The organism is Ruegeria sp. AM4, assembly GCF_056540665.1.
Window position 1 is genome coordinate 83537 of record NZ_JBQFXD010000006.1, and the last position, 18267, is coordinate 101803.

Below are 18267 nucleotides of genomic sequence, written 5' to 3' on the forward strand. Positions count from 1 at the left end.
CCTGATCACCCCTTCTCAGCTTGCCGCAACCGTGGGCCTCGCCCGGTCCCGATACCTTTCAACCGCAGCGACATCGCTTTCCGCCTCAAGCATCAGCATCAGCGAATGCAACTGTTCAAGGTCGCGCAGTTCGACGCTGATCTGCAAACGGTAAAAGTCCGGTTTACGGTCAACGAATTCAAGGTTCGAGATATTGGCCTTTTTCTCGCCGATCAATGTGCAAATACGCCCCAGCACACCGGCATCGTTGCCGATGGTCAGGTCCAGCGTCGCGCCGTAAACCGCAGGGTGCGTGCCAGAGTGCCAATGCAGATCGACCCAGCGTTCGGGCTCTTCTTCGAATTCGGACAGGCGGTCACAGTCGATGGCATGCACCACCACGCCCTTGCCGCGATAGGTGATGCCAACGATGCGCTCACCCGGCAGCGGTTGGCAGCACGGGGCGCGATCAAAGCTTTGGCCCGGTTCCAGACCAATGACCGCGCGACGCATCGGGATGGCATCGCCTTCGTCTTTCGCGAGTTCGGGGTAAACAGCGTTCACCACATCATGCGCCGTCAGTTCGGCGCTGCCCAGACGGGCAAGCAACTCTTGCTGATCCTTCAGGCGCAGGTGTTTGGCCGCCGTATCCAGGGCCTTATCGGTGGCCTTGCGGCCAACGTTTTCGAACCCGGCGCGGGCCAGCTCTTTGCCCAGCTTGATGAACCGTTTGCGGTCAACTTCGCGCAGAGCACGGCGGATCGCAGTGCGGGCCTTGCCGGTGACTGCAATCTCAAGCCATGTCACCTGCGGTGTCTGGCCATCCGCGGTGATCACATCGACCGACTGTCCGTTTTTCAGCCGCGTCCACAGAGGGACGCGGATTCCATCCACCTTGGCCCCCACGCAGGCATGGCCGATGCGGGTATGGATGGCATAGGCGAAATCGATCGGCGTAGCCCCGCGCGGCAATTTCACCACATCGCCTTTGGGGGTGAAACAGAACACCTGGTCGGAATACATCTCCAGCTTGACGGCTTCGAGGAAGTCTTCGTGATCATCCTCGCTGTCGAACTGTTCGGTCAGGTTGGCGATCCACTTGGCGGGGTCCACCGCAAAGGGGTTTTCCGAGCGCACACCGTCCCGATAGGACCAATGCGCCGCAACGCCGGTTTCGGCCACGTCATGCATCTGGCGGGTGCGGATCTGAACCTCGACCCGTTTACCGTCACGGCCCGAGACCGTGGTGTGGATCGAGCGATAGCCGTTCGATTTCGGCTGGCTGATATAATCCTTGAACCGCCCCGGCACCGCGCGCCAGCGCTGGTGAATCGCACCGAGGGTGCGATAGCAGTCTTCTTCGGTCCGGGTGATGATGCGGAAACCGTAGATGTCGGACAGGCGCGAAAAGCCCTGATCCTTTTCCTGCATCTTGCGCCAGATCGAGTAAGGTTTCTTGGCACGGCCAAAAACCTCGGCCTCAATGCCAGCTTTCTCAAGTTCATGCCGCATGTCGCCGGTGATCCGGTGGATCACATCGCCGGTTTCGCGTTGCAGGGTGATAAAGCGGCGGATGATCGACTGGCGGCCTTCGGGGTTCAGGACGCGGAAAGCGAGGTCTTCCAACTCTTCACGCATCCATTGCATACCCATCCGGCCCGCAAGCGGCGCATATATGTCCATTGTCTCGCGCGCTTTGACCGCCTGTTTCTCGGGCCGCATCGCCTTGATGGTGCGCATATTGTGCAGACGGTCGGCCAGTTTGACCAGAATGACCCGCAGATCCTTGGACATCGCCATGAACAGCTTGCGGAAGTTCTCGGCCTGTTTCGTCTCGCGGCTGGACAGCTGCAGATTGGTCAGCTTGGTGACGCCATCGACCAGCTTGGCGACCTCTTCCCCGAACAGCTCGGACACCTTGCCGTAATTGGCTTTGGTGTCTTCGATCGTGTCGTGCAGCAAAGCGGTAATGATCGTCGCATCATCCAGACGCTGTTCGGTCAGGATGGCGGCAACGGCAACAGGATGGGTAAAATAAGGCTCGCCCGAGTGGCGGAACTGCCCCTCATGCATCTGCTGCCCGAACTCATAGGCTCGGGCGATGCGCTCGGCATTTGTCTTGGGGTTGTAGTTGCGGACCAGCGCAATCAGGTCGTCTGCAGAAATCATCCGGTCCGCACCTTCGTCGTTGGGGCTTACCCCTGGCCCTGAGCCTCCATCAGCGCGCGCAGGAGCTTTTCTTCGGACATGTCGTCATCGGCAGGCTTGTCCGATTCGGCACCCATCAACAGCGCCATCTGATCTTCTTCAGGCTCATCAACCTCGATCTGAGTTTGGTTGGCCTCGATCAGACGTTCGCGCAAATCGTCCGCGCCCTGCGTCTCGTCGGCGATTTCGCGCAGCGAAACAACGGGGTTCTTGTCATTGTCGCGGTCCACGGTGATCGACGCACCCGCGGAAATCTCGCGCGCCCGGTGGGCGGCAAGCATCACCAGTTCGAACCGGTTCGGAACCTTGTCTACACAGTCTTCGACCGTAACGCGGGCCATGGGGCGCTCTCCGTATTTGAATCCGTGACAGGAAAACGATTATCTAAGCCCGTTTCGCTGCCTTGACAAGCAGGAAATGCAGCAAATGCGCGTATCAAACAGGTGTAACCGCGGCGATATCCGCGTCAGGCAAATCGGTCAGCATCTCGCGCACGGTTTTGCGCAGCACCGGATGCTGCCAGTCGGCTGCCACGTCGGCCATCGGAACCAGGACAAAGGCGCGGTCCTGCATGCGAGGATGTGGCAGAATCAGCTGATCCGGGGCCTGCTGCGCCTGCGCCTGCGCGGGCAAGGTGCGCCAACGGTCATATTCGGCCCGATCCGGCAGCACGACATCGTCCCAGCACACCAAATCCAGATCCAGCGTGCGCATGCCCCAGCGCTGCACACGCTCGCGCCCGAAATCCCGCTCGATCCGGTGAAGAATTTCCAGAATGTCCGCCGGGGACTTGGGTGTTTCAATCAACACCGCAGCGTTGACGTAATCCGGACCAGCACCGGCGGGAAAGCATGGCGTGGCAAAAAAACGGCTTTGCGTGCGAATCACCAAACCAGCGTCGCGCAGCGCAATTAGCGACTGCTCAAGCGTCACCTTGGGACTGTTTCCTCTCAGACTGAGATTTGCTCCCAGCGCGATAACTGCTTTTGCGCATGTTTTTTCCAAATTTGACCCCACATTCCATACACAGCATACTTGCCATAAAGGCCAGAACACTTATTTTGTAGTCACCATTGCTCCGACTTATTTTTCACACTCACGAATGCACAGGTGCAGTGGTTTATACCGGAAGGGACTATTTATGTTTTATAAGGACGAACGGCTAGCGCTGTTCATCGACGGCTCGAATCTTTATGCAGCCGCAAAAGCACTTGGGTTTGATATAGACTACAAGCTGCTGCGTCAGGAATTCATGCGCCGGGGGAAGTTGCTTAGGGCTTTCTATTACACAGCGCTACTGGAAAATGACGAGTATTCTCCGATCCGCCCATTGGTTGATTGGCTGCATTACAACGGCTTCACCATGGTCACGAAACCGGCCAAGGAATACACCGACAGCATGGGGCGTCGGAAAGTTAAAGGAAATATGGACATCGAACTGACGGTAGATGCCATGGAACTGGCACCGCGCGTCGATCATATCGTGCTGTTCTCGGGCGATGGGGATTTCCGCCCGCTGATTGCCAGCCTGCAACGTCAGGGCGTCCGCGTTTCGGTTGTCTCGACCATTCGCAGCCAGCCGCCGATGATCTCGGACGAACTGCGCCGTCAGGCCGACAACTTCATCGAACTGGAAGACCTGCGCGACGTTATCGGCCGCCCTCCGCGTGAGATGCCGGCCGAAACCCGCAGCGTTATGGCAGCGGGCGGCAAGTAAACCTGCGTCGATTGCAACAGATTTGATGGGCAAATAGCGGCCAGATTCCGGGGAGAATCTGGCCGCCTTGTTTTAACGATGACTGCGTTCTCAAATACCGGTTTTGTACCAACCGTCTATGTCAGTTAAATGACACTGTCTGATCACTGGACCCGCGTCCGCAAAAGCCTTACCTGTCCCTGTTAAGGAGACAGCCATGACCAAGCCCCCACTCACCCTGTATCTCGCCGCCCCGCGCGGGTTCTGCGCTGGTGTCGACCGCGCCATCAAGATCGTCGAGATGGCGTTGCAGAAATGGGGCGCGCCGGTCTATGTGCGTCACGAGATCGTCCACAACAAATTCGTGGTGGACAGGTTGCGGGCCAAAGGTGCGGTCTTTGTCGAAGAATTAGACGAATGCCCCGATGACCGCCCGGTGATTTTCTCTGCCCACGGTGTCCCCAGATCCGTCCCGGCGACAGCAGCGCAGCGCGAGATGATCTATGTCGATGCCACCTGCCCGCTGGTGTCCAAGGTCCATGTCGAGGCCCAGCGCCACGCGGATGCCGGGCTGCAGATGATCATGATCGGGCATAAGGGTCACCCCGAAACCATCGGCACGATGGGTCAATTGCCCGATGGCGAGGTGCTGCTTGTGGAAACGGTCGACGATGTGGCCAGCGTTCAGGTGCGTAACCCGGATAAGCTGGCATTTGTTACGCAGACCACGCTCTCGGTCGACGACACCAAGGACATAATCGCCGCGCTCGAAGCACGGTTTCCCGCCATCGTCGGCCCGCACAAGGAAGACATCTGTTATGCGACGACCAACCGGCAAGAGGCGGTGAAGGCCGTCGCCCCGATGTCGGATGCCCTGCTGGTGGTTGGCGCGCCCAACTCTTCGAACTCGCGCCGCTTGGTCGAGGTCGCCTCGCGCGCAGGGTGCAATTATGCGCAACTGGTGCAGCGCGCGACCGATATCGATTGGCGTTCGCTGCAAGGGATATCCAGCATCGCCATCACCGCCGGGGCGTCGGCCCCCGAAGTGCTGGTCAACGAGGTGATCAATGCGTTTCGCGACCACTTCGACGTCACTGTCGAAATGGTCGAAACCGCGGTTGAGAACGTCGAATTCAAGGTACCCCGCGTATTGAGGCAACCCGCATGACACAAGATCAACGTACGATCGACGCCTACACCGCGCGCGTGGCGCAGTATCTGGAAGTACCCATGCCCCCGGAACAATCAGAGGCGCGACAAGACTTTGCCGACGCCGTCGGCACGGGTGGTTACGTGCTGGATCTGGGCTCTGGCCCCGGATCCGACAGCAGTTTCCTGATGCGTCAGGGGTTGAAAGTCCGGGCGTTGGACGCCACCCCGGCCTTTGTCGAACATGCACGAGACAACGGCGTAGACGCGCATCTGGGCACTTTCGACGATCTGACCGAAGCGGGTGAATACAATGGGGTCTATGCCAGCTTCTCGCTACTGCACGCACCGCGTGCCGATTTTCCGCGCCATCTGGCCGCAATTCACCGAGCCCTGAAACCGGGTGGTCTGCTTTTTCTGGGTATGAAACTGGGAACCGGCGAACACCGCGACGCGCTGGATCGCTACTACACCTATTATTCCCAATCCGAGATCGAGGATGCACTGACCGCAGCCGGTTTCACGATCGACCGTCATGTCAAGGGTGTGGGCGCGGGGCTGGCCGGGTCCTATGACGGGTTCATTCTGGTCTTCGCCCATGCCTGACCTCTACGCCTATACCGACGGTGCCTGTTCCGGCAATCCCGGCCCGGGAGGCTGGGGCGTGCTGCTGCGCGCGATGGACGGGGACACCGTCCTGAAAGAGCGCGCGTTGCAGGGCGGCGAGGCCGAAACAACCAATAACCGCATGGAATTGCTGGCCGCTATCAGCGCATTGGAAACACTGGATCGGTCGTCGAAAATCACCATCGTCACCGACAGCGCCTATGTCAAAAACGGGGTCACTGGCTGGATCTTCGGGTGGAAACGGAACGGCTGGAAAACCTCGAACAAAAAACCCGTCAAGAATGTCGATCTCTGGCAACGGCTGGATGAGGCACAAACCCGCCATGATGTGACCTGGGAATGGGTCAAGGGCCATGCGGGCCACCCGGAAAACGAACGCGCGGACGAACTGGCGCGGGCGGGCATGGCACCCTTCAAACCCAAGAAGGCCCAGGCGTGATCTGGCTTGATGTTCTGGACTATGCCTCGGTTCTGGTTTTTGCCCTGACCGGCGCGCTGGTCGCCAGCCGGGCGCAGCTTGATCTGGTCGGGTTCGCGTTCATGGCCTGCCTGACCGCAGTCGGAGGCGGAACTGCCCGCGACCTGCTGCTGGACCGACACCCGGTCTTCTGGGTCGATCAGCCAGCCTATATCCTGATCGCCTGCGCCGCCGCTGTTCTGGTGTTCTTTACCGCGCATCTAGTGGAAAGCCGGTACAACTGGCTGATCTGGCTCGACAGCTTCGCCCTGTCCATCGCCGCCGCCGCCGGAAGCGGCGCGGCGCTGTCTGTCGGGCAAACGGGTGTGATCATCGTTCTGATGGGGGTCACGACCGGCTGTCTGGGCGGTTTGATGCGGGATGTGGTCTGTAACGAGGTGCCTCTGGTTCTGAAGCAGGGCGAGCTGTATGTTTCCTGCGCCTTTGCCGGATCGTTAAGCGCGGTCGTGACCAATCAACTGGGGTTCGAGGTTCTGCCTGCTCTGGCGCTATGTGCCATTGTGTGCTGGGCGCTCAGGGCCGGGTCATTGCTGTTTGGTTGGAAATTGCCGGTCTACAAGGCGCGTCCGCCGCGCCGGTAGACGGAAACCGCAATCATTGGTATCACTTTGCGATCAACGTTTTGCGAGGCGTCCGATGAAACACCGCATTCCTTTCCTTGTAATTGGCCTGTCCCTGCTGACTGCTTGCGCCGAGCAATACACGCCTGTCAGCTTTGTGGCCGAGGGCGATCAGATCATCGCAAACGGAACGATCGACCACACCACCTTGCAATCATTCCTCGAGGTCACGTCCGACAATCCCGATGCCAAGACACTGGTGTTGCAGAATATCGAAGGCTCGGTCGACGACGATGCCAATGTCGTGTTCAGTCGCGTTGTACATGTCAAAGGGTTTGATACCGTGGTTCCCTCGGACGGGCTGGTCGCCTCGGGCGGGACCGACCTGTTTCTGGCAGGCAACCAGCGGGTTCTGAACCCCGGTGCCTGTGTCGGCGTCCACAGTTGGAGTGGATCAGGTATTGTTGCAACCGAACTGGATGCGACCGACCCCGAGCATGGCAGGTATCTGGAGTATTTCCGCGATATCGGTGTCGAGGACGAGTTCTATTGGTTCACCCTCGCCGCCGCCCCAGCGGATGACATGCATTGGATGACCGCAACCGAAGCGGATCAGTTCGACATGACAACGCGTGGATCGCCACAACTGGGGACCGCGGCTGTTTGCGATGAACGATAATACGGCGCGTTACCGGCGTATGTAGGTCTGCCAGATCCAGATCACCAAAAGCGCGCCAAGCACCGCGCCGACAAAGCCTGACAGCCAGCCCATAACCGCCAGCAACGTGCGTAGGACCAATCCACCGACAAGGGCACCAACGATGCCGATCAGCATGGTGGTCGGGATATCTGCCTCGATCCGCATCAAGCGGGTGGCCAGAAACCCGGCAGCGGCACCAATGATGATCAGTGCGATCACGGACATCCTATTTCCTCCAATGTGTCGGAACGATGATCAGCGCGCCGATCGATGAGATCACCGCATTCAGACCCGGTGCGCCAAAGCTGATGCCAAACATGATACGGACGAAATAGAACAGAAACGCGCCACCAACGCAGATGATGATGGATTGCAGATACCCGTTATGGGTAAATCCCGTCTTTTCGGACAGGTAACCGACGATCCCGGCGATGACGACGGTGCCCATCAGGATCATGAACATAAGGCGTTACTCCACAGACAAGCGACTGCCGGCCGGAATGGGCCAGCCCCGCAGAAAGGTTGCCTTATCCTGCGCGCCTTTGCCTGCCCGTTGCAAGCGTAACAGGTCAACCGCCCCTTCGCCGCAGGCCACAGTCAAGGCGTCGTCCAGAACTTCGCCCGGCGCGCCCTGTCCTTCCGCCATGCGCGAGGCCAGCAGCTTGATGCGCTCGCCAGTTAGTTCGGTCCAGGCGCCGGGAAAGGGTGAAAGGCCACGGATTTGCCGGTCAACCTCGGCGGCGGGGCGCGACCAATCGATCCGCGCCTCGGCCTTGTCGATCTTGGCGGCATAAGTGACGCCGTGCTCGGGCTGAGGCGTTGGCACCAGTTCCAGCAAGCGGTCCAGCGCCCGGACGATCAAGTCTGCTCCCATTCCTGACAGGCGGTCGTGCAGCTGCGCTGTGGTCTCTTCGATCCCGATTTCAGTCGCCTGACGCATCAAAACCGGCCCGGTGTCCAGCCCGGCTTCCATCTGCATGATGCAAACTCCGGTCTCCGCGTCACCTGACATGATTGCCCGATGGATGGGCGCGGCCCCACGCCAACGCGGCAGCAGGCTGGCGTGAATGTTCAGACAACCTTGAGCGGGCGCATCCAGAATGGCTTGTGGCAGGATCAGGCCATAGGCCACGACCACCGCGACATCAGCGTTCAGGGCAGCAAATCTTTGTTGTTCGTCCGGCGATTTCAGCGAGACCGGATAGCAAACCGGAAGACCCAGCGCCTCGGCCCGTGCATGAACTGGCGTCGGCCGCTCTTTCTTGCCGCGACCGGCCGGGCGCGGAGGCTGGCAGTAGACTGCGGCAATCTCGTGCCCGGCATCGACCAGCGCGTCCAGCACCGGCACCGAAAAATCGGGGGTTCCCATGAAGATGATACGCATTTGCGGCTCCGGCTGGGGGTGCCGGGCTGAAGCCCGGCCTACGGATCAGGGTTGCTTTCTGGCTTTGCGCAGCAGCATGTCGCGTTTGACCTTGCTGAGCCGGTCGAAATACATCCGCCCGTTCAGGTGATCGATCTGGTGCTGCACGCTGGTCGCTTCGATCCCGACAAAGTCCCGGCGATCGATCATGCCGTGCGCGTTCAGAAACTTTACCGTCACCGCGCGCGGGCGTTTCACCTTGGCCGAGACACCCGGCAGGTTCGGGCTGGCCTCGTCATGCTCGCGCAGCTCGACCGAGGCGTGCAGGATTTCCGGATTGGCCAGACGCACCGCCTTGCCCCGTTGGGTCGAGCCATCAACGACCGCCAGCCGCAGCATGACGCCGATCTGCGTCGCGGCAAGGCCAACGCCCGGCATCGCCTCCATCGTGTCGATCATATCGTTCCAGATGGCGCGGATATCGTCGGTGATTTCGGTGACGTCTTCAGCCTTTGTCCGCAGGCGCTTGTCTGGCCAGGACAGGCAGGTGCGCACGGTCATGTGCGGGCCTTCTCGCGCTTGAGCTTCTGCATCTTGCGCGTGATCATCTGGCGTTTCAGCGGCTTGAGGTAATCGATGAACAGCTTGCCGTTCAGGTGATCGATCTCATGCTGAACACAGGTGGCCCACAGCCCGTCAAACGTCTCTTGCTGCGCGTTCCCGTCGCGATCCACCCAAGCCACATCCACCACTTTGGGGCGCGTCACCTCGGCATATTGCTCGGGGATCGACAGGCAGCCTTCCTCATAGACGTTGGTTTCGTCCGACGAGGCGATGATTTCGGGGTTGAACATGATCAGCGGGCGTGGTGCCTGCCCTTCTTCCTTGATGCAATCCACAACGATCAGCCGGTCAAGCACCCCGACCTGCGGGGCGGCAAGGCCGATACCCGGCGCGTCATACATGGTCTCAAGCATGTCGTCGGCCAGCTCACGCAGCGCGTCCGACAGGTCAGCCACCGGGGCACAAACCTTTTTCAGCCGAGGGTCGGGATGGATCAGAATATTGCGTTTCATGAGGCTGATGTATGACATCGCGCAGCGCACCGCAACGGCCCCCTTGCACCCGCCGCAATTGTGGCTAGCTTTCAGCGCGACAGATGGAGACGACATGACGTTCAACGAACAGATCGACCGCCGAGGCACCCAAAGTTCAAAATGGGACAAGATGGAAAAGCTGTATGGCGTCTCGCCCACGGACGGGCTGGCCATGTGGACGGCAGACTCGGATTACCCGACGGCCCCTTGCGTAATCGACGCGGTGCGGCAGGCGGCAGATCATGGCGTGTTCGGCTATTCCTGGATGCACCCGAACTATCTGAACGCGATCCAGTGGTGGATGAAGACCCGCCACAACTGGGAGATCGACACCGATTGGATTCTGACCTCGCAAGGGTTGGGCAACGCGATTGCCCTGTGTCTGGATGTCTGGAGCGAACCGGGCGACGGCGTGGTGATCTTTACACCTGTCTACCACGAGTTCGCCCACAAGGTGAACAAATCGGGCCGCCGCGTGGTCGAATGCCCGTTGATGCGCGACGGCGACACGTATGCGCTTGATCTGGAAGACGCGCAATCACGGCTGGACGGATCCGAGAAGATGTTGCTGTGGTGCTCGCCCCAGAACCCCTCGGGCCGGGTCTGGACGACCGAGGAACTGCGCGCGGTCGCGGCCTTCGCCGACCGTAACGGGCTGATCCTGGTGTCGGATGAGATTCACCATGATCTCGTTTATCCGGGCAATACCTTCGTACCGATGGATATCGCTGCCCCTGATGCGCGACCCTGGACCGTTACGCTTACGGCGGCCTCCAAGACGTTCAATATCGCTGGTCAGCGCACCGGGAATATGATCATTCCCGAACCCAAGCTGCGCGAAGCCATGCGGCACCGGATACAAACACTGGACTATGACCCCAGCGCACTGGGTGTGGCGATGATCACCGCCGCCTACAGTCCGGAAGGTGCCGACTGGGTCGATGCGCAAATTGCGCATCTGGACGGCAATCGCAAAATGTTCGACGCCACGATCGCAGAAATTCCCGGCCTGTGGTCGATGCCCTTGCAGGCCACCTATCTGGCTTGGGTCGACTTTTCCGGAACCGGAATGAACCACGCCGAATTCGTGCGTCGCCTGCGCGAGGATGCCCGCATTGCAACCTCTCCAGGCCCCGGGTTTGGAGCGGGCGGTGAGATGTTTGAGCGCTTTAACCTGGCCACGCAACGCAACAAGGTCGAAGACGCCTGCGACAGGCTAAAGCGCGCCTTCAGCGACCTGCAATGATCTTGCGGCGGATTGCGCTGATCGGTTTGATCTTGGCGATGGGTCTGGCGGGCTGGTTCGGCTGGCACCGGTATGGCCCGCGGCCGCCTGCGCCGCCGATGGCAACCGAGGCCGATCGCATTGATCACATCCTGATCGAAAAAGCCGCCCGCCGTCTGACAGCCACCCGCAACGGCGCGGTGGTCATGCAGGCCGACATTGCACTTGGATTCGAGCCAGAGGGTGACAAGATGCGCGAAGGCGATGGCAAAACGCCCGAGGGTCTTTTCACCATCAACCGACGCAATCCGCAAAGTGCGTTTCACCTGTCTCTGGGGATCGACTATCCGCAATCCGATGATCTGGCGCGGGCGCAGACTGGCGGCTATGACCCCGGTGGGGATATCTTCATCCACGGTCAGCCAAATGGCGTAGCGGGGGTTACTTTGCCCGGCGATTGGACGCTTGGTTGTATCGCGATTTCGAACGCTGAAATGGTCCACCTGTGGCGCCTTGCAGACAATGGTACGACGGTCGAAATCAGGCCCTAGTCCTCGTATCCCAGCAATGCGATCGGAGCATCTGGCGGGCGGTAGAAGTCCAGCGGAGCCTTGTCGGCAGCAGCGGTGCTGCGCTTGAAATCGTATTTCATTTCGCTGGCGTCTTCTTCGGCTGCGACGATCAGGCATTGGTACAGATGGTTTGCGCCATCGAAAATATCGACAAGGCCACGCAGTCGCGGTGTTTCAGCAGCCTCAACCGCAAAGCCGTCACGCCACAATCTGAGAATTTTAAAGCTATTGTCGCCCATTTCGACACGCAGACGACTCGCTTTCTTGAGCGTAGCGATTCGCGCTGCATCCAATTCAGCGCGTATTTCCCTTGAAACATAAGTACTCATCAAACAAACCTCCCACCGGTTCCCCTCTATTTTGAACCTATAATCGTAAAATTCCAGTGAACCGCGTCACATGGCCCCAGATTCAAGGCGATCTGCCGGCCAGACGGGCCTGTGCATCGACGCAGGGACCATGCGCGCACTGGCCCGTAGGCAGCAGAACCGTCCCGTCCTATCTTTACCTCAAGCAAAGACGGAGGAACCGAAATGGGGCTGCTGGTAGACGGCACATGGCACGACACCTGGTATGACACCAAATCCACCGGCGGGGCCTTCAAACGCTCGGCCGCGCAATTTCGCAACTGGCTGACAGCTGACGGCGGCCCCGGCCCTTCGGGCAAGGGCGGATTCACGGCGGAAAGCGGACGCTATCACCTTTATGTCAGCCACGCCTGCCCCTGGGCCCATCGCACGTTGATCTTTCGGGAACTCAAGGGGCTGACAGATCACATCTCGGTCTCGGTCGTGCATCCCGACATGCTGGACAAGGGGTGGACCTTCGAAACCGATGACAGGGGTGCCACCGGCGATACCCTTTACGGTCTGCAATTTGCGCATCAGGTCTATACCAAGGCCGATCCAACCTATTCGGGCCGCGTCACGGTGCCCATTCTGTGGGACAAGCAGCAGCAGACGATTGTTTCGAACGAAAGTTCGGAAATCATCCGTATGTTCAATTCGGCCTTCGACGGGATCACGGGCAATACAGATGACTACTGGCCCGCGCCGATGCGCGACGAAATCGAAGAGGTCAACGCCCGCATCTATTCCGACGTCAACAACGGGGTCTACAAATCCGGCTTTGCCACCACGCAAGAGGCCTATGACAGCGCGGTCGGCCCGCTCTTCGACACGTTGGACTGGCTAGATGATCGGCTGGCAACAAACCGTTACCTTATGGGCGATCGCGTGACCGAGGCTGATTGGCGGTTGTTCACCACGCTGATCCGGTTCGATCCGGTCTATCACCTGCATTTCAAATGCAACCGCCGACGGCTGATCGACTATCCGAACCTATGGGCCTATACGCGAGAGCTGTATCAATGGCCGGGCGTTGCCCAGTCGGTTAACATGGATCACATCGTGCGGCATTACCACTACAGCCACGAAAGCATCAATCCGCACCGGATTATCCCGACAAACCCGGCGCTTGATTACGCCGAGCCGCACCGGCGCGATCAGCGACCCGCCGCGTAATGTTCTACCATCGCCGCCAGGTCTTCTGGCGGCGTACCGCTTTGCACATAGGCACAGGCATTGGGGCTGTGCGCAAAGATCGACCCGTCCGAGAAGAACGTGGTGTTGGTAACAAAGATCACCCGCGCCTCGGGTCGGCGATAGCTGGCAAAATCCGCCACAGCCAAGGCGCTGCCGGTTTCCAGAACCAGATCCAGCACAATGATATCAAAGGCCGTCCCGTACAGCGCAAGAATCGCCGCTTCCTGGCCAGCAACCAAGGTGACCTCGGCGCCTTGCCGTTCCAGATGCCTTTGCCAGACCCGACCAAGGTCGGGGTTACTCTCAACTATCAGAACTTTCATTTGCAACAACCTCGGCACTTGATAGAGTGAGTGGTGCCGACCCCCGTATTCCGTGATCCCCCGATTTCCTTAACAAAGTGTTAACGCTGACTGGCGGGTGCCCCGATCACGCGGATTTGCTTGTGTAACCGGCATAAATCCGCTTGAACCGGGCAAATCACGGCGAATCCGGCAGAGGGGCCAATGGCTGATCCGACAGAAAACCTGAATCCGCGCGCCACCCGCGACCATGGTGGCGGGCTGGATGCGGCCATTCGCACGTATGGCGGGGCTCGCGCGGACTGGATTGATTTGTCGACCGGCATCAATCCGCATCCTTTTGGCATTACCGGTTTGCAGCCCTCGGATTGGACCGAACTGCCCGACCACGGCGCGTTCGAGCGGTTGACCGATGCGGCCAGATCCTTCTGGTCCGTACCTGCCAGTGCCTCGATCCTGCCCGCGCCCGGGGCCTCGGCGGTTATTGCCCGCATGCCCTCTCTCGCCGCGCCGGGCCGGGTTCAGATCACAATGCCCACCTATAACGAACACGCTGCCGCCTTTTCGGCACAAGGTTGGACGGTCACCGATAGCGGCCCGGTTGAGGCCCGCGTCATCGTAAACCCCAACAACCCAGATGGTCGTTTTTGGCAGGCGCAGGACGCCGACGCGCCGTTGACCGTGATCGACGAAAGCTTTTGCGATGTCACACCAGACGCCTCTCTGATTCATCTGGCTGAGCGCCCCGGCGTGATCGTGCTGAAGAGCTTCGGCAAATTCTGGGGTCTGGCCGGTTTGCGGCTGGGCTTTGCCATTGGACAACCTGATCTGATCGGACGCTTGAATAATCTGACCGGACCCTGGGCCGTGTCCGGACCAGCGCTGCGGGTTGGAGAACGCGCCTTGCAAGACAACGAATGGGCACAAGCCACACGGTCGAGGCTTGCCGGTGACGCTGACCGGCTGGATCGACTGGTTACGGCCAAAGGGGCGCAACTGGTTGGCGGAACAACCCTGTTCCGCCTGTACCGTGTCGATGATGCCCTCGCGTGGCAGGATCGTCTGGCCCGCGCCCATATCTGGAGCCGCATCTTCCCCTATTCCACCACATACCTGCGTCTGGGCCTGCCCCCAATGGCCGGATGGGACCGGCTAGAGGCCGCCCTGTGAGTACGCCATTATTGCTGATCTGCGCCATGTGCCTGGACGCGGCCCTGGGGGAACCGAACTGGCTATGGTCTCGCGTCCGCCACCCAGCGGTGGTGACCGGAAATGCGATTGGCTGGCTGGATACCCGCCTGAACACCGGCCCAAACCGGCGCGCCAAAGGTGTTCTGGTGCTGGTCGTGCTTGTTGCTGCCGCAGTTTTTCTGGGTTGGCTCCTGTCGCTGCTTGGGCCCGTTGTTGAAGTCATCGTTTGCGCCATTCTGCTGGCCCAGAAGTCTCTGGTTTCGCATGTCCGCGAAGTTGCAGACGGTTTGCGAGCGTCCTTGCCCCAAGGCCGCGCCAGGGTTTCCATGATCGTCTCGCGCGACACACGCGACATGACGCAGGCGCAAGTCGCCCGGTCCGCCATCGAAAGCGCCGCCGAGAATCTCAGCGACGGGGTCATTGCACCCGCCTTCTGGTTTCTGGTCGCGGGCCTGCCGGGGCTGCTGATCTACAAGGCGGTCAACACTGCCGACAGCATGATCGGTTACCGAAACGAGACTTATCGAGAGTTCGGCTGGGCCTCGGCCCGGTTTGACGATCTGCTGAACCTGATCCCTGCCCGGCTAACCTGTCTGATGATCGTGGCGCTGTCGGGCCAATGGGCCCGCTGGTCCGAGATGATGGCAGATGCCCGCCGCCATATTTCCCCGAACGCGGGCTGGCCCGAGGCCGCAATGTCGCGCGCCCTGAACGTCGCGCTGGCAGGTCCACGCAGCTATGACGGGCAGGTCCGTGATCTGGCCTGGGTCAATGGCGACGCCCCCCGTGAAATTGGCGCGCCAGAGGTTTTCCGCGTATGCGACATGCTTTGGCGCGTCTGGGGGCTTGCGCTTGGGCTCGTCTCGGTGTGGGTTGGGCTCAACTTTATTCTTTGACGGACCCGACCATGCGTATTCTTTCCGGCCTTGCGGCTGCCGCCTTGCTTGCCTCACCCGCCTTCTCTGAATGTGGGGGCGGTTTCAATTCCTTCGTCAAAGGTCTGAAAGCCGAGGCCGTGCAGAAGGGGATGGACAAATCCACCGTCAATGCGTTCTTCAAAGGTGTCCAGCAGGACGGCGCTGCGCTGAAAGCCGACCGCGCACAGGGCGTGTTCCAGAAACCGTTCATCGAGTTTTCGCGCCGTCTGATCTCGCAAAACCGTATCGACCGTGGCAAGGCCATGTCGCAAAAATACGATGCCGTGTTCGATCGGATCGAGCGGGAATACGGCGTTTCACGCGGAGTTCTTCTGGCTTTCTGGGCATTCGAAACCGACTATGGCGCAGTACAGGGCGACTTCAACACCCGCAACGCGCTGGTGACGCTGGCTCATGATTGCCGCCGTCCGGACCTGTTCCGACCGCAGGTCTTCGCAGCCATCGAGCTCTACAGCCAAGGCAACTTCGATCCTGCCCGCACGACCGGGGCCTGGGCCGGGGAAATCGGCATGGTGCAAATGCTGCCGCAGGATATTCTGGACAACGGCGTCGATGGCGATGGCGATGGTACGGTGTCGCTGAAAACCTCGGCCCCGGACGCGCTGGTGTCCGGGGGCAAGATGCTGTCGCATCTGGGCTGGCAACCGGGTCAGCCCTGGTTGCAAGAGGTTAACGTGCCTGCGCAGATGGACTGGTCCCTGTCTGGCCCGGGCAAACCACGCCCGATCTCGGATTGGCAGGCAATGGGCGTTCAGGCACGCAGCGGATCGCTTGCCGATCTTCCCGCATCGCTGATCCTGCCGCAGGGGCACAAGGGCCCCGCATTTCTGGCCTACCCGAATTTCGACGTCTATTTCGAATGGAACCAGAGCTTTGTCTATGTCCTGACCGCTGCCTATTTCGGCACCCGGCTTGAAGGGGGCCAAATCTACAACGCGGGCAACCCCGCACCGGGCCTGTCCGGCGCCCAGATGAAACAGCTGCAAAGCAAGCTGCAAGCGCGCGGGCATGACGTCGGCAAGATCGACGGCATTCTGGGGGCCGGAACGCGGGCAGCAGTTCAGGCAGAACAGGTGCGGCTGGGCCTGCCCGCCGATGCCTGGCCAACGGCGGAACTGTTGAACCAACTCTAGGCAAACACCGTCTCGCTCCACTGACCGGTGGTTCCGAGCAGCGGTGACCGGCTGATTTCCACCAGCGCGATTTGGTCCGTTGGCCTAAACAGGTTATGAATTCCTCATTCAATCCGAAGGAGTTCATCCATGAATATCGAGATACTTCAGCCCAAACCCTTCGATCTTGTTGGCCAAACAATCATGATTGCCGGTAATGCGGTTGGCTTCGAGGGTCATCTTTCGCTCTCGGTCACCGAAGGCCATGTGGAGTTCAGTGGCGCCGCAAGTGCCGGGGCCATCGCGCTGCGCCAGTTTCAGGCGACGCTCGAGATTCCGGCGAACCCGAATTTTCAACTCGACCGTCTGTTTGTAACGGTTACGGACGACAGCGCCGGTGGTGAAGGGACAATTCCGACCGTGCATGTTCCGGTCTTTTTCGGACCGCGGATTTTGCCGGGATATGTCGGGTACCGGAACTATACGGTAGCACCTGGCGATACGCTGACTTCGATCTCGGTGTCGCAATACGGCAATCCGGGGCAAGTCTCGGTTATTCAACGCGCAAATGCGCATTTTATCAGCGATCCGAATGTAATCTTCCCGGGGCAGGAGTTGCGTATCCCAATCGTTTAAGCGATTGGACGTCGCAAAACCAGATAGCTGACCTAGGCTACCTCGGTCCGAGCAACCGCCAGTTCGGGCTCGAATGCGTGGGTTCTGATGCCTGTTCCCTCGGTCGCGATCGCGGTGTTCGGTTGAATTTCAACCCAGTCCTCGCTGTCGCCGTCCAGTGGTTCGGACGAGATGATGATACCGTCTTTGCAGCGTCGGTAATGCAAGCTGGGTGCGTATCGGTCCGACGCATACCGCGCCGCATATATGCGCGCTCCATCCGACCAACAGGCCGCAAACCGAAGATACGGAAGTACGCCACGCCGTCTTGAAACCGCCTCCACGCGCGCGACCGCCCGGGCCATGGCACCGATCGGATCGGCATCCAGCCCTTCGCCGTGAGCAATCAGAAAAATCGCCTCACTCTCGGTTGCGCCAAACCGCTGCCCGTACAAACCTGCTGGGATCATCCCGTCCAGTTCTTGTCGGATCAGGTCATGTCCCCCGGCTTGTCCGTTGTGCATGAAACTCCACTTGCCGACCCCAAAAGGGTGACAATTGTTGCGCGAGGTGGCCGTCCCGGTTGAAGCCCGAACATGGGCAAGGAAAAGCCGCGATCTGGTGTGATGCGCCAGTTGCTTCAGGTTTGCATCCGACCAGGCCGGGTGCGTGTCTTTGTAAAAACAAGGTGTCTCGCGATCAGAATACCAAGCCAGCCCAAAGCCGTCAGCATTGATCGGTGTCTTTCCGATCAGCGCGTTACGGCTTTGGATGATCAGAGATTGCTCTTGTTCCAGCACCAATTCGTCAAGATACCGCTGACTGCCTACCCAGGCCAAAAACCGACACATCTGCCCGCCCAATATTGCTCTACCGATGTGTGTATATCAGCGATCGGTGGATAATTTGGC

24 protein-coding genes are annotated in these 18267 nt (G+C 59.8%); 13 read left to right on the forward strand and 11 right to left on the reverse strand.

The window, feature by feature from the left end; translation table 11 throughout:
* Nucleotides 1–15: 15 nt before the first annotated feature.
* From ACR0JA_RS13295 to folK, 3 genes are all read right to left on the reverse strand, one after another.
* A complete protein-coding gene (locus ACR0JA_RS13295) occupies nt 16–2148 on the reverse strand; it encodes a RelA/SpoT family protein (RefSeq protein ID WP_480575408.1) in 2133 nt (710 codons plus the stop codon).
* 26 nt (nt 2149–2174) lie between these two features.
* Nucleotides 2175–2528 carry a DNA-directed RNA polymerase subunit omega gene (gene rpoZ, locus ACR0JA_RS13300; RefSeq protein WP_008758344.1) on the reverse strand — a complete coding sequence of 118 codons (354 nt, stop codon included), beginning with the start codon at nt 2526–2528 and terminating at the stop codon, nt 2175–2177.
* A gap of 94 nt (nt 2529–2622) precedes the next feature.
* Nucleotides 2623–3204, reverse strand: coding sequence for a 2-amino-4-hydroxy-6-hydroxymethyldihydropteridine diphosphokinase (folK, locus tag ACR0JA_RS13305; protein WP_480575411.1), 582 nt, complete (start codon nt 3202–3204; stop codon nt 2623–2625).
* 124 nt (nt 3205–3328) lie between these two features.
* Here folK and ACR0JA_RS13310 point away from each other — a divergent pair, with 124 nt between their 5' ends.
* The 6 genes from ACR0JA_RS13310 (at nt 3329) to ACR0JA_RS13335 (ending at nt 7376) form a co-directional block, all read left to right on the forward strand.
* Nucleotides 3329–3904 carry a LabA-like NYN domain-containing protein gene (locus tag ACR0JA_RS13310; protein ID WP_039532761.1) on the forward strand — a complete coding sequence of 192 codons (576 nt, stop codon included), beginning with the start codon at nt 3329–3331 and terminating at the stop codon, nt 3902–3904.
* Between the two features lie 196 nt (nt 3905–4100).
* The gene (gene ispH, locus ACR0JA_RS13315; RefSeq protein ID WP_480575414.1) at nt 4101–5051 is read left to right on the forward strand and encodes a 4-hydroxy-3-methylbut-2-enyl diphosphate reductase; all 951 of its coding nucleotides are present in this window, start codon (nt 4101–4103) and stop codon (nt 5049–5051) included.
* Nucleotides 5048–5638: a class I SAM-dependent DNA methyltransferase gene (locus ACR0JA_RS13320; RefSeq protein ID WP_480575417.1), complete on the forward strand. Its 591-nt coding sequence runs from the start codon at nt 5048–5050 to the stop codon at nt 5636–5638. The genes ispH and ACR0JA_RS13320 overlap by 4 nt, the downstream gene beginning before the upstream one ends.
* Nucleotides 5631–6098: a ribonuclease HI gene (rnhA, locus tag ACR0JA_RS13325; RefSeq protein ID WP_480575420.1), complete on the forward strand. Its 468-nt coding sequence runs from the start codon at nt 5631–5633 to the stop codon at nt 6096–6098. The genes ACR0JA_RS13320 and rnhA overlap by 8 nt, the downstream gene beginning before the upstream one ends.
* The gene (locus tag ACR0JA_RS13330; protein ID WP_480575423.1) at nt 6095–6718 is read left to right on the forward strand and encodes a trimeric intracellular cation channel family protein; all 624 of its coding nucleotides are present in this window, start codon (nt 6095–6097) and stop codon (nt 6716–6718) included. The genes rnhA and ACR0JA_RS13330 overlap by 4 nt, the downstream gene beginning before the upstream one ends.
* A 55-nt stretch (nt 6719–6773) precedes the next feature.
* On the forward strand, nt 6774–7376 hold the full coding sequence (locus ACR0JA_RS13335; RefSeq protein WP_480575426.1) for a COG3904 family protein: 603 nt from the start codon (nt 6774–6776) through the stop codon (nt 7374–7376).
* Nucleotides 7377–7385: 9 nt separating this feature from the next.
* On the opposite strand, the gene ACR0JA_RS13340 is transcribed toward ACR0JA_RS13335, so the two are convergent.
* Genes ACR0JA_RS13340 through def (ACR0JA_RS13360) form a run of 5 tightly spaced genes read right to left on the reverse strand, consistent with a single transcriptional unit; the run spans nt 7386 to nt 9836 of the window.
* Entirely contained in the window at nt 7386–7622 is a 237-nt protein-coding gene (locus tag ACR0JA_RS13340; RefSeq protein WP_480575429.1) for a GlsB/YeaQ/YmgE family stress response membrane protein, read from the reverse strand.
* Between the two features lies 1 nt (nt 7623).
* Complete coding sequence (locus ACR0JA_RS13345; protein ID WP_480575432.1) at nt 7624–7860, reverse strand: hypothetical protein; 237 nt, start codon at nt 7858–7860, stop codon at nt 7624–7626.
* A 6-nt stretch (nt 7861–7866) separates the two neighbouring features.
* Nucleotides 7867–8781: a methionyl-tRNA formyltransferase gene (fmt, locus tag ACR0JA_RS13350; protein WP_480575435.1), complete on the reverse strand. Its 915-nt coding sequence runs from the start codon at nt 8779–8781 to the stop codon at nt 7867–7869.
* A 45-nt stretch (nt 8782–8826) separates the two neighbouring features.
* The gene (gene def, locus ACR0JA_RS13355) at nt 8827–9321 is read right to left on the reverse strand and encodes a peptide deformylase (RefSeq protein WP_480575438.1); all 495 of its coding nucleotides are present in this window, start codon (nt 9319–9321) and stop codon (nt 8827–8829) included.
* Nucleotides 9318–9836 (reverse strand): peptide deformylase, encoded by a 519-nt coding sequence (gene def, locus ACR0JA_RS13360; protein ID WP_480575828.1) that lies wholly within the window; start codon nt 9834–9836, stop codon nt 9318–9320. Before def (ACR0JA_RS13360) ends, def (ACR0JA_RS13355) begins: the two co-directional genes overlap by 4 nt.
* Nucleotides 9837–9930: 94 nt before the next feature.
* Between def (ACR0JA_RS13360) and ACR0JA_RS13365 the strand changes: the two genes are divergently transcribed.
* Nucleotides 9931–11103 carry a MalY/PatB family protein gene (locus ACR0JA_RS13365; RefSeq protein ID WP_480575441.1) on the forward strand — a complete coding sequence of 391 codons (1173 nt, stop codon included), beginning with the start codon at nt 9931–9933 and terminating at the stop codon, nt 11101–11103.
* Nucleotides 11100–11633, forward strand: a complete 534-nt coding sequence (locus ACR0JA_RS13370; RefSeq protein ID WP_480575444.1) for a L,D-transpeptidase family protein — start codon at nt 11100–11102, stop codon at nt 11631–11633. The genes ACR0JA_RS13365 and ACR0JA_RS13370 overlap by 4 nt, the downstream gene beginning before the upstream one ends.
* Here the strand turns inward: ACR0JA_RS13370 and ACR0JA_RS13375 are convergent.
* A complete protein-coding gene (locus tag ACR0JA_RS13375) occupies nt 11630–11983 on the reverse strand; it encodes a hypothetical protein (RefSeq protein ID WP_480575446.1) in 354 nt (117 codons plus the stop codon). The two genes, ACR0JA_RS13370 and ACR0JA_RS13375, sit on opposite strands and share 4 nt — an antisense overlap.
* Nucleotides 11984–12187: 204 nt before the next feature.
* Here ACR0JA_RS13375 and ACR0JA_RS13380 point away from each other — a divergent pair, with 204 nt between their 5' ends.
* A complete protein-coding gene (locus ACR0JA_RS13380; RefSeq protein ID WP_480575449.1) occupies nt 12188–13177 on the forward strand; it encodes a glutathione S-transferase family protein in 990 nt (329 codons plus the stop codon).
* On the opposite strand, the gene ACR0JA_RS13385 is transcribed toward ACR0JA_RS13380, so the two are convergent.
* Nucleotides 13159–13521, reverse strand: a complete 363-nt coding sequence (locus ACR0JA_RS13385) for a response regulator transcription factor (RefSeq protein WP_480575452.1) — start codon at nt 13519–13521, stop codon at nt 13159–13161. The two genes, ACR0JA_RS13380 and ACR0JA_RS13385, sit on opposite strands and share 19 nt — an antisense overlap.
* A gap of 183 nt (nt 13522–13704) precedes the next feature.
* Here ACR0JA_RS13385 and cobD point away from each other — a divergent pair, with 183 nt between their 5' ends.
* The 4 genes from cobD (at nt 13705) to ACR0JA_RS13405 (ending at nt 17377) form a co-directional block, all read left to right on the forward strand.
* Nucleotides 13705–14670, forward strand: a complete 966-nt coding sequence (gene cobD / locus ACR0JA_RS13390) for a threonine-phosphate decarboxylase CobD (RefSeq protein ID WP_480575455.1) — start codon at nt 13705–13707, stop codon at nt 14668–14670.
* A complete protein-coding gene (gene cbiB / locus ACR0JA_RS13395; RefSeq protein WP_480575459.1) occupies nt 14667–15587 on the forward strand; it encodes an adenosylcobinamide-phosphate synthase CbiB in 921 nt (306 codons plus the stop codon). Before cobD ends, cbiB begins: the two co-directional genes overlap by 4 nt.
* An 11-nt stretch (nt 15588–15598) precedes the next feature.
* The gene (locus tag ACR0JA_RS13400; protein ID WP_480575462.1) at nt 15599–16762 is read left to right on the forward strand and encodes a lytic murein transglycosylase; all 1164 of its coding nucleotides are present in this window, start codon (nt 15599–15601) and stop codon (nt 16760–16762) included.
* A gap of 129 nt (nt 16763–16891) precedes the next feature.
* Nucleotides 16892–17377, forward strand: coding sequence for a LysM peptidoglycan-binding domain-containing protein (locus tag ACR0JA_RS13405; protein ID WP_480575465.1), 486 nt, complete (start codon nt 16892–16894; stop codon nt 17375–17377).
* A gap of 32 nt (nt 17378–17409) precedes the next feature.
* Here ACR0JA_RS13405 and ACR0JA_RS13410 read toward each other — a convergent pair whose 3' ends face one another.
* Nucleotides 17410–18207, reverse strand: coding sequence for a class II glutamine amidotransferase (locus ACR0JA_RS13410; protein WP_480575468.1), 798 nt, complete (start codon nt 18205–18207; stop codon nt 17410–17412).
* Nucleotides 18208–18267: the final 60 nt, after the last annotated feature.

Coding starts and splice junctions, on each gene's coding strand:
- ACR0JA_RS13295 (WP_480575408.1), bottom strand. CDS start 2,148: ATGATTTCTGCAGACGACCTGATTGCGCTGGTCCGCAACTACAACCCC.
- rpoZ (WP_008758344.1), bottom strand. CDS start 2,528: ATGGCCCGCGTTACGGTCGAAGACTGTGTAGACAAGGTTCCGAACCGG.
- ACR0JA_RS13310 (WP_039532761.1), top strand. CDS start 3,329: ATGTTTTATAAGGACGAACGGCTAGCGCTGTTCATCGACGGCTCGAAT.
- ispH (WP_480575414.1), top strand. CDS start 4,101: ATGACCAAGCCCCCACTCACCCTGTATCTCGCCGCCCCGCGCGGGTTC.
- ACR0JA_RS13320 (WP_480575417.1), top strand. CDS start 5,048: ATGACACAAGATCAACGTACGATCGACGCCTACACCGCGCGCGTGGCG.
- rnhA (WP_480575420.1), top strand. CDS start 5,631: ATGCCTGACCTCTACGCCTATACCGACGGTGCCTGTTCCGGCAATCCC.
- ACR0JA_RS13335 (WP_480575426.1), top strand. CDS start 6,774: ATGAAACACCGCATTCCTTTCCTTGTAATTGGCCTGTCCCTGCTGACT.
- ACR0JA_RS13340 (WP_480575429.1), bottom strand. CDS start 7,622: ATGTCCGTGATCGCACTGATCATCATTGGTGCCGCTGCCGGGTTTCTG.
- ACR0JA_RS13345 (WP_480575432.1), bottom strand. CDS start 7,860: ATGTTCATGATCCTGATGGGCACCGTCGTCATCGCCGGGATCGTCGGT.
- fmt (WP_480575435.1), bottom strand. CDS start 8,781: ATGCGTATCATCTTCATGGGAACCCCCGATTTTTCGGTGCCGGTGCTG.
- def (WP_480575438.1), bottom strand. CDS start 9,321: ATGACCGTGCGCACCTGCCTGTCCTGGCCAGACAAGCGCCTGCGGACA.
- def (WP_480575828.1), bottom strand. CDS start 9,836: ATGAAACGCAATATTCTGATCCATCCCGACCCTCGGCTGAAAAAGGTT.
- ACR0JA_RS13365 (WP_480575441.1), top strand. CDS start 9,931: ATGACGTTCAACGAACAGATCGACCGCCGAGGCACCCAAAGTTCAAAA.
- ACR0JA_RS13370 (WP_480575444.1), top strand. CDS start 11,100: ATGATCTTGCGGCGGATTGCGCTGATCGGTTTGATCTTGGCGATGGGT.
- ACR0JA_RS13375 (WP_480575446.1), bottom strand. CDS start 11,983: ATGAGTACTTATGTTTCAAGGGAAATACGCGCTGAATTGGATGCAGCG.
- ACR0JA_RS13380 (WP_480575449.1), top strand. CDS start 12,188: ATGGGGCTGCTGGTAGACGGCACATGGCACGACACCTGGTATGACACC.
- ACR0JA_RS13385 (WP_480575452.1), bottom strand. CDS start 13,521: ATGAAAGTTCTGATAGTTGAGAGTAACCCCGACCTTGGTCGGGTCTGG.
- cobD (WP_480575455.1), top strand. CDS start 13,705: ATGGCTGATCCGACAGAAAACCTGAATCCGCGCGCCACCCGCGACCAT.
- ACR0JA_RS13400 (WP_480575462.1), top strand. CDS start 15,599: ATGCGTATTCTTTCCGGCCTTGCGGCTGCCGCCTTGCTTGCCTCACCC.
- ACR0JA_RS13405 (WP_480575465.1), top strand. CDS start 16,892: ATGAATATCGAGATACTTCAGCCCAAACCCTTCGATCTTGTTGGCCAA.
- ACR0JA_RS13410 (WP_480575468.1), bottom strand. CDS start 18,207: ATGTGTCGGTTTTTGGCCTGGGTAGGCAGTCAGCGGTATCTTGACGAA.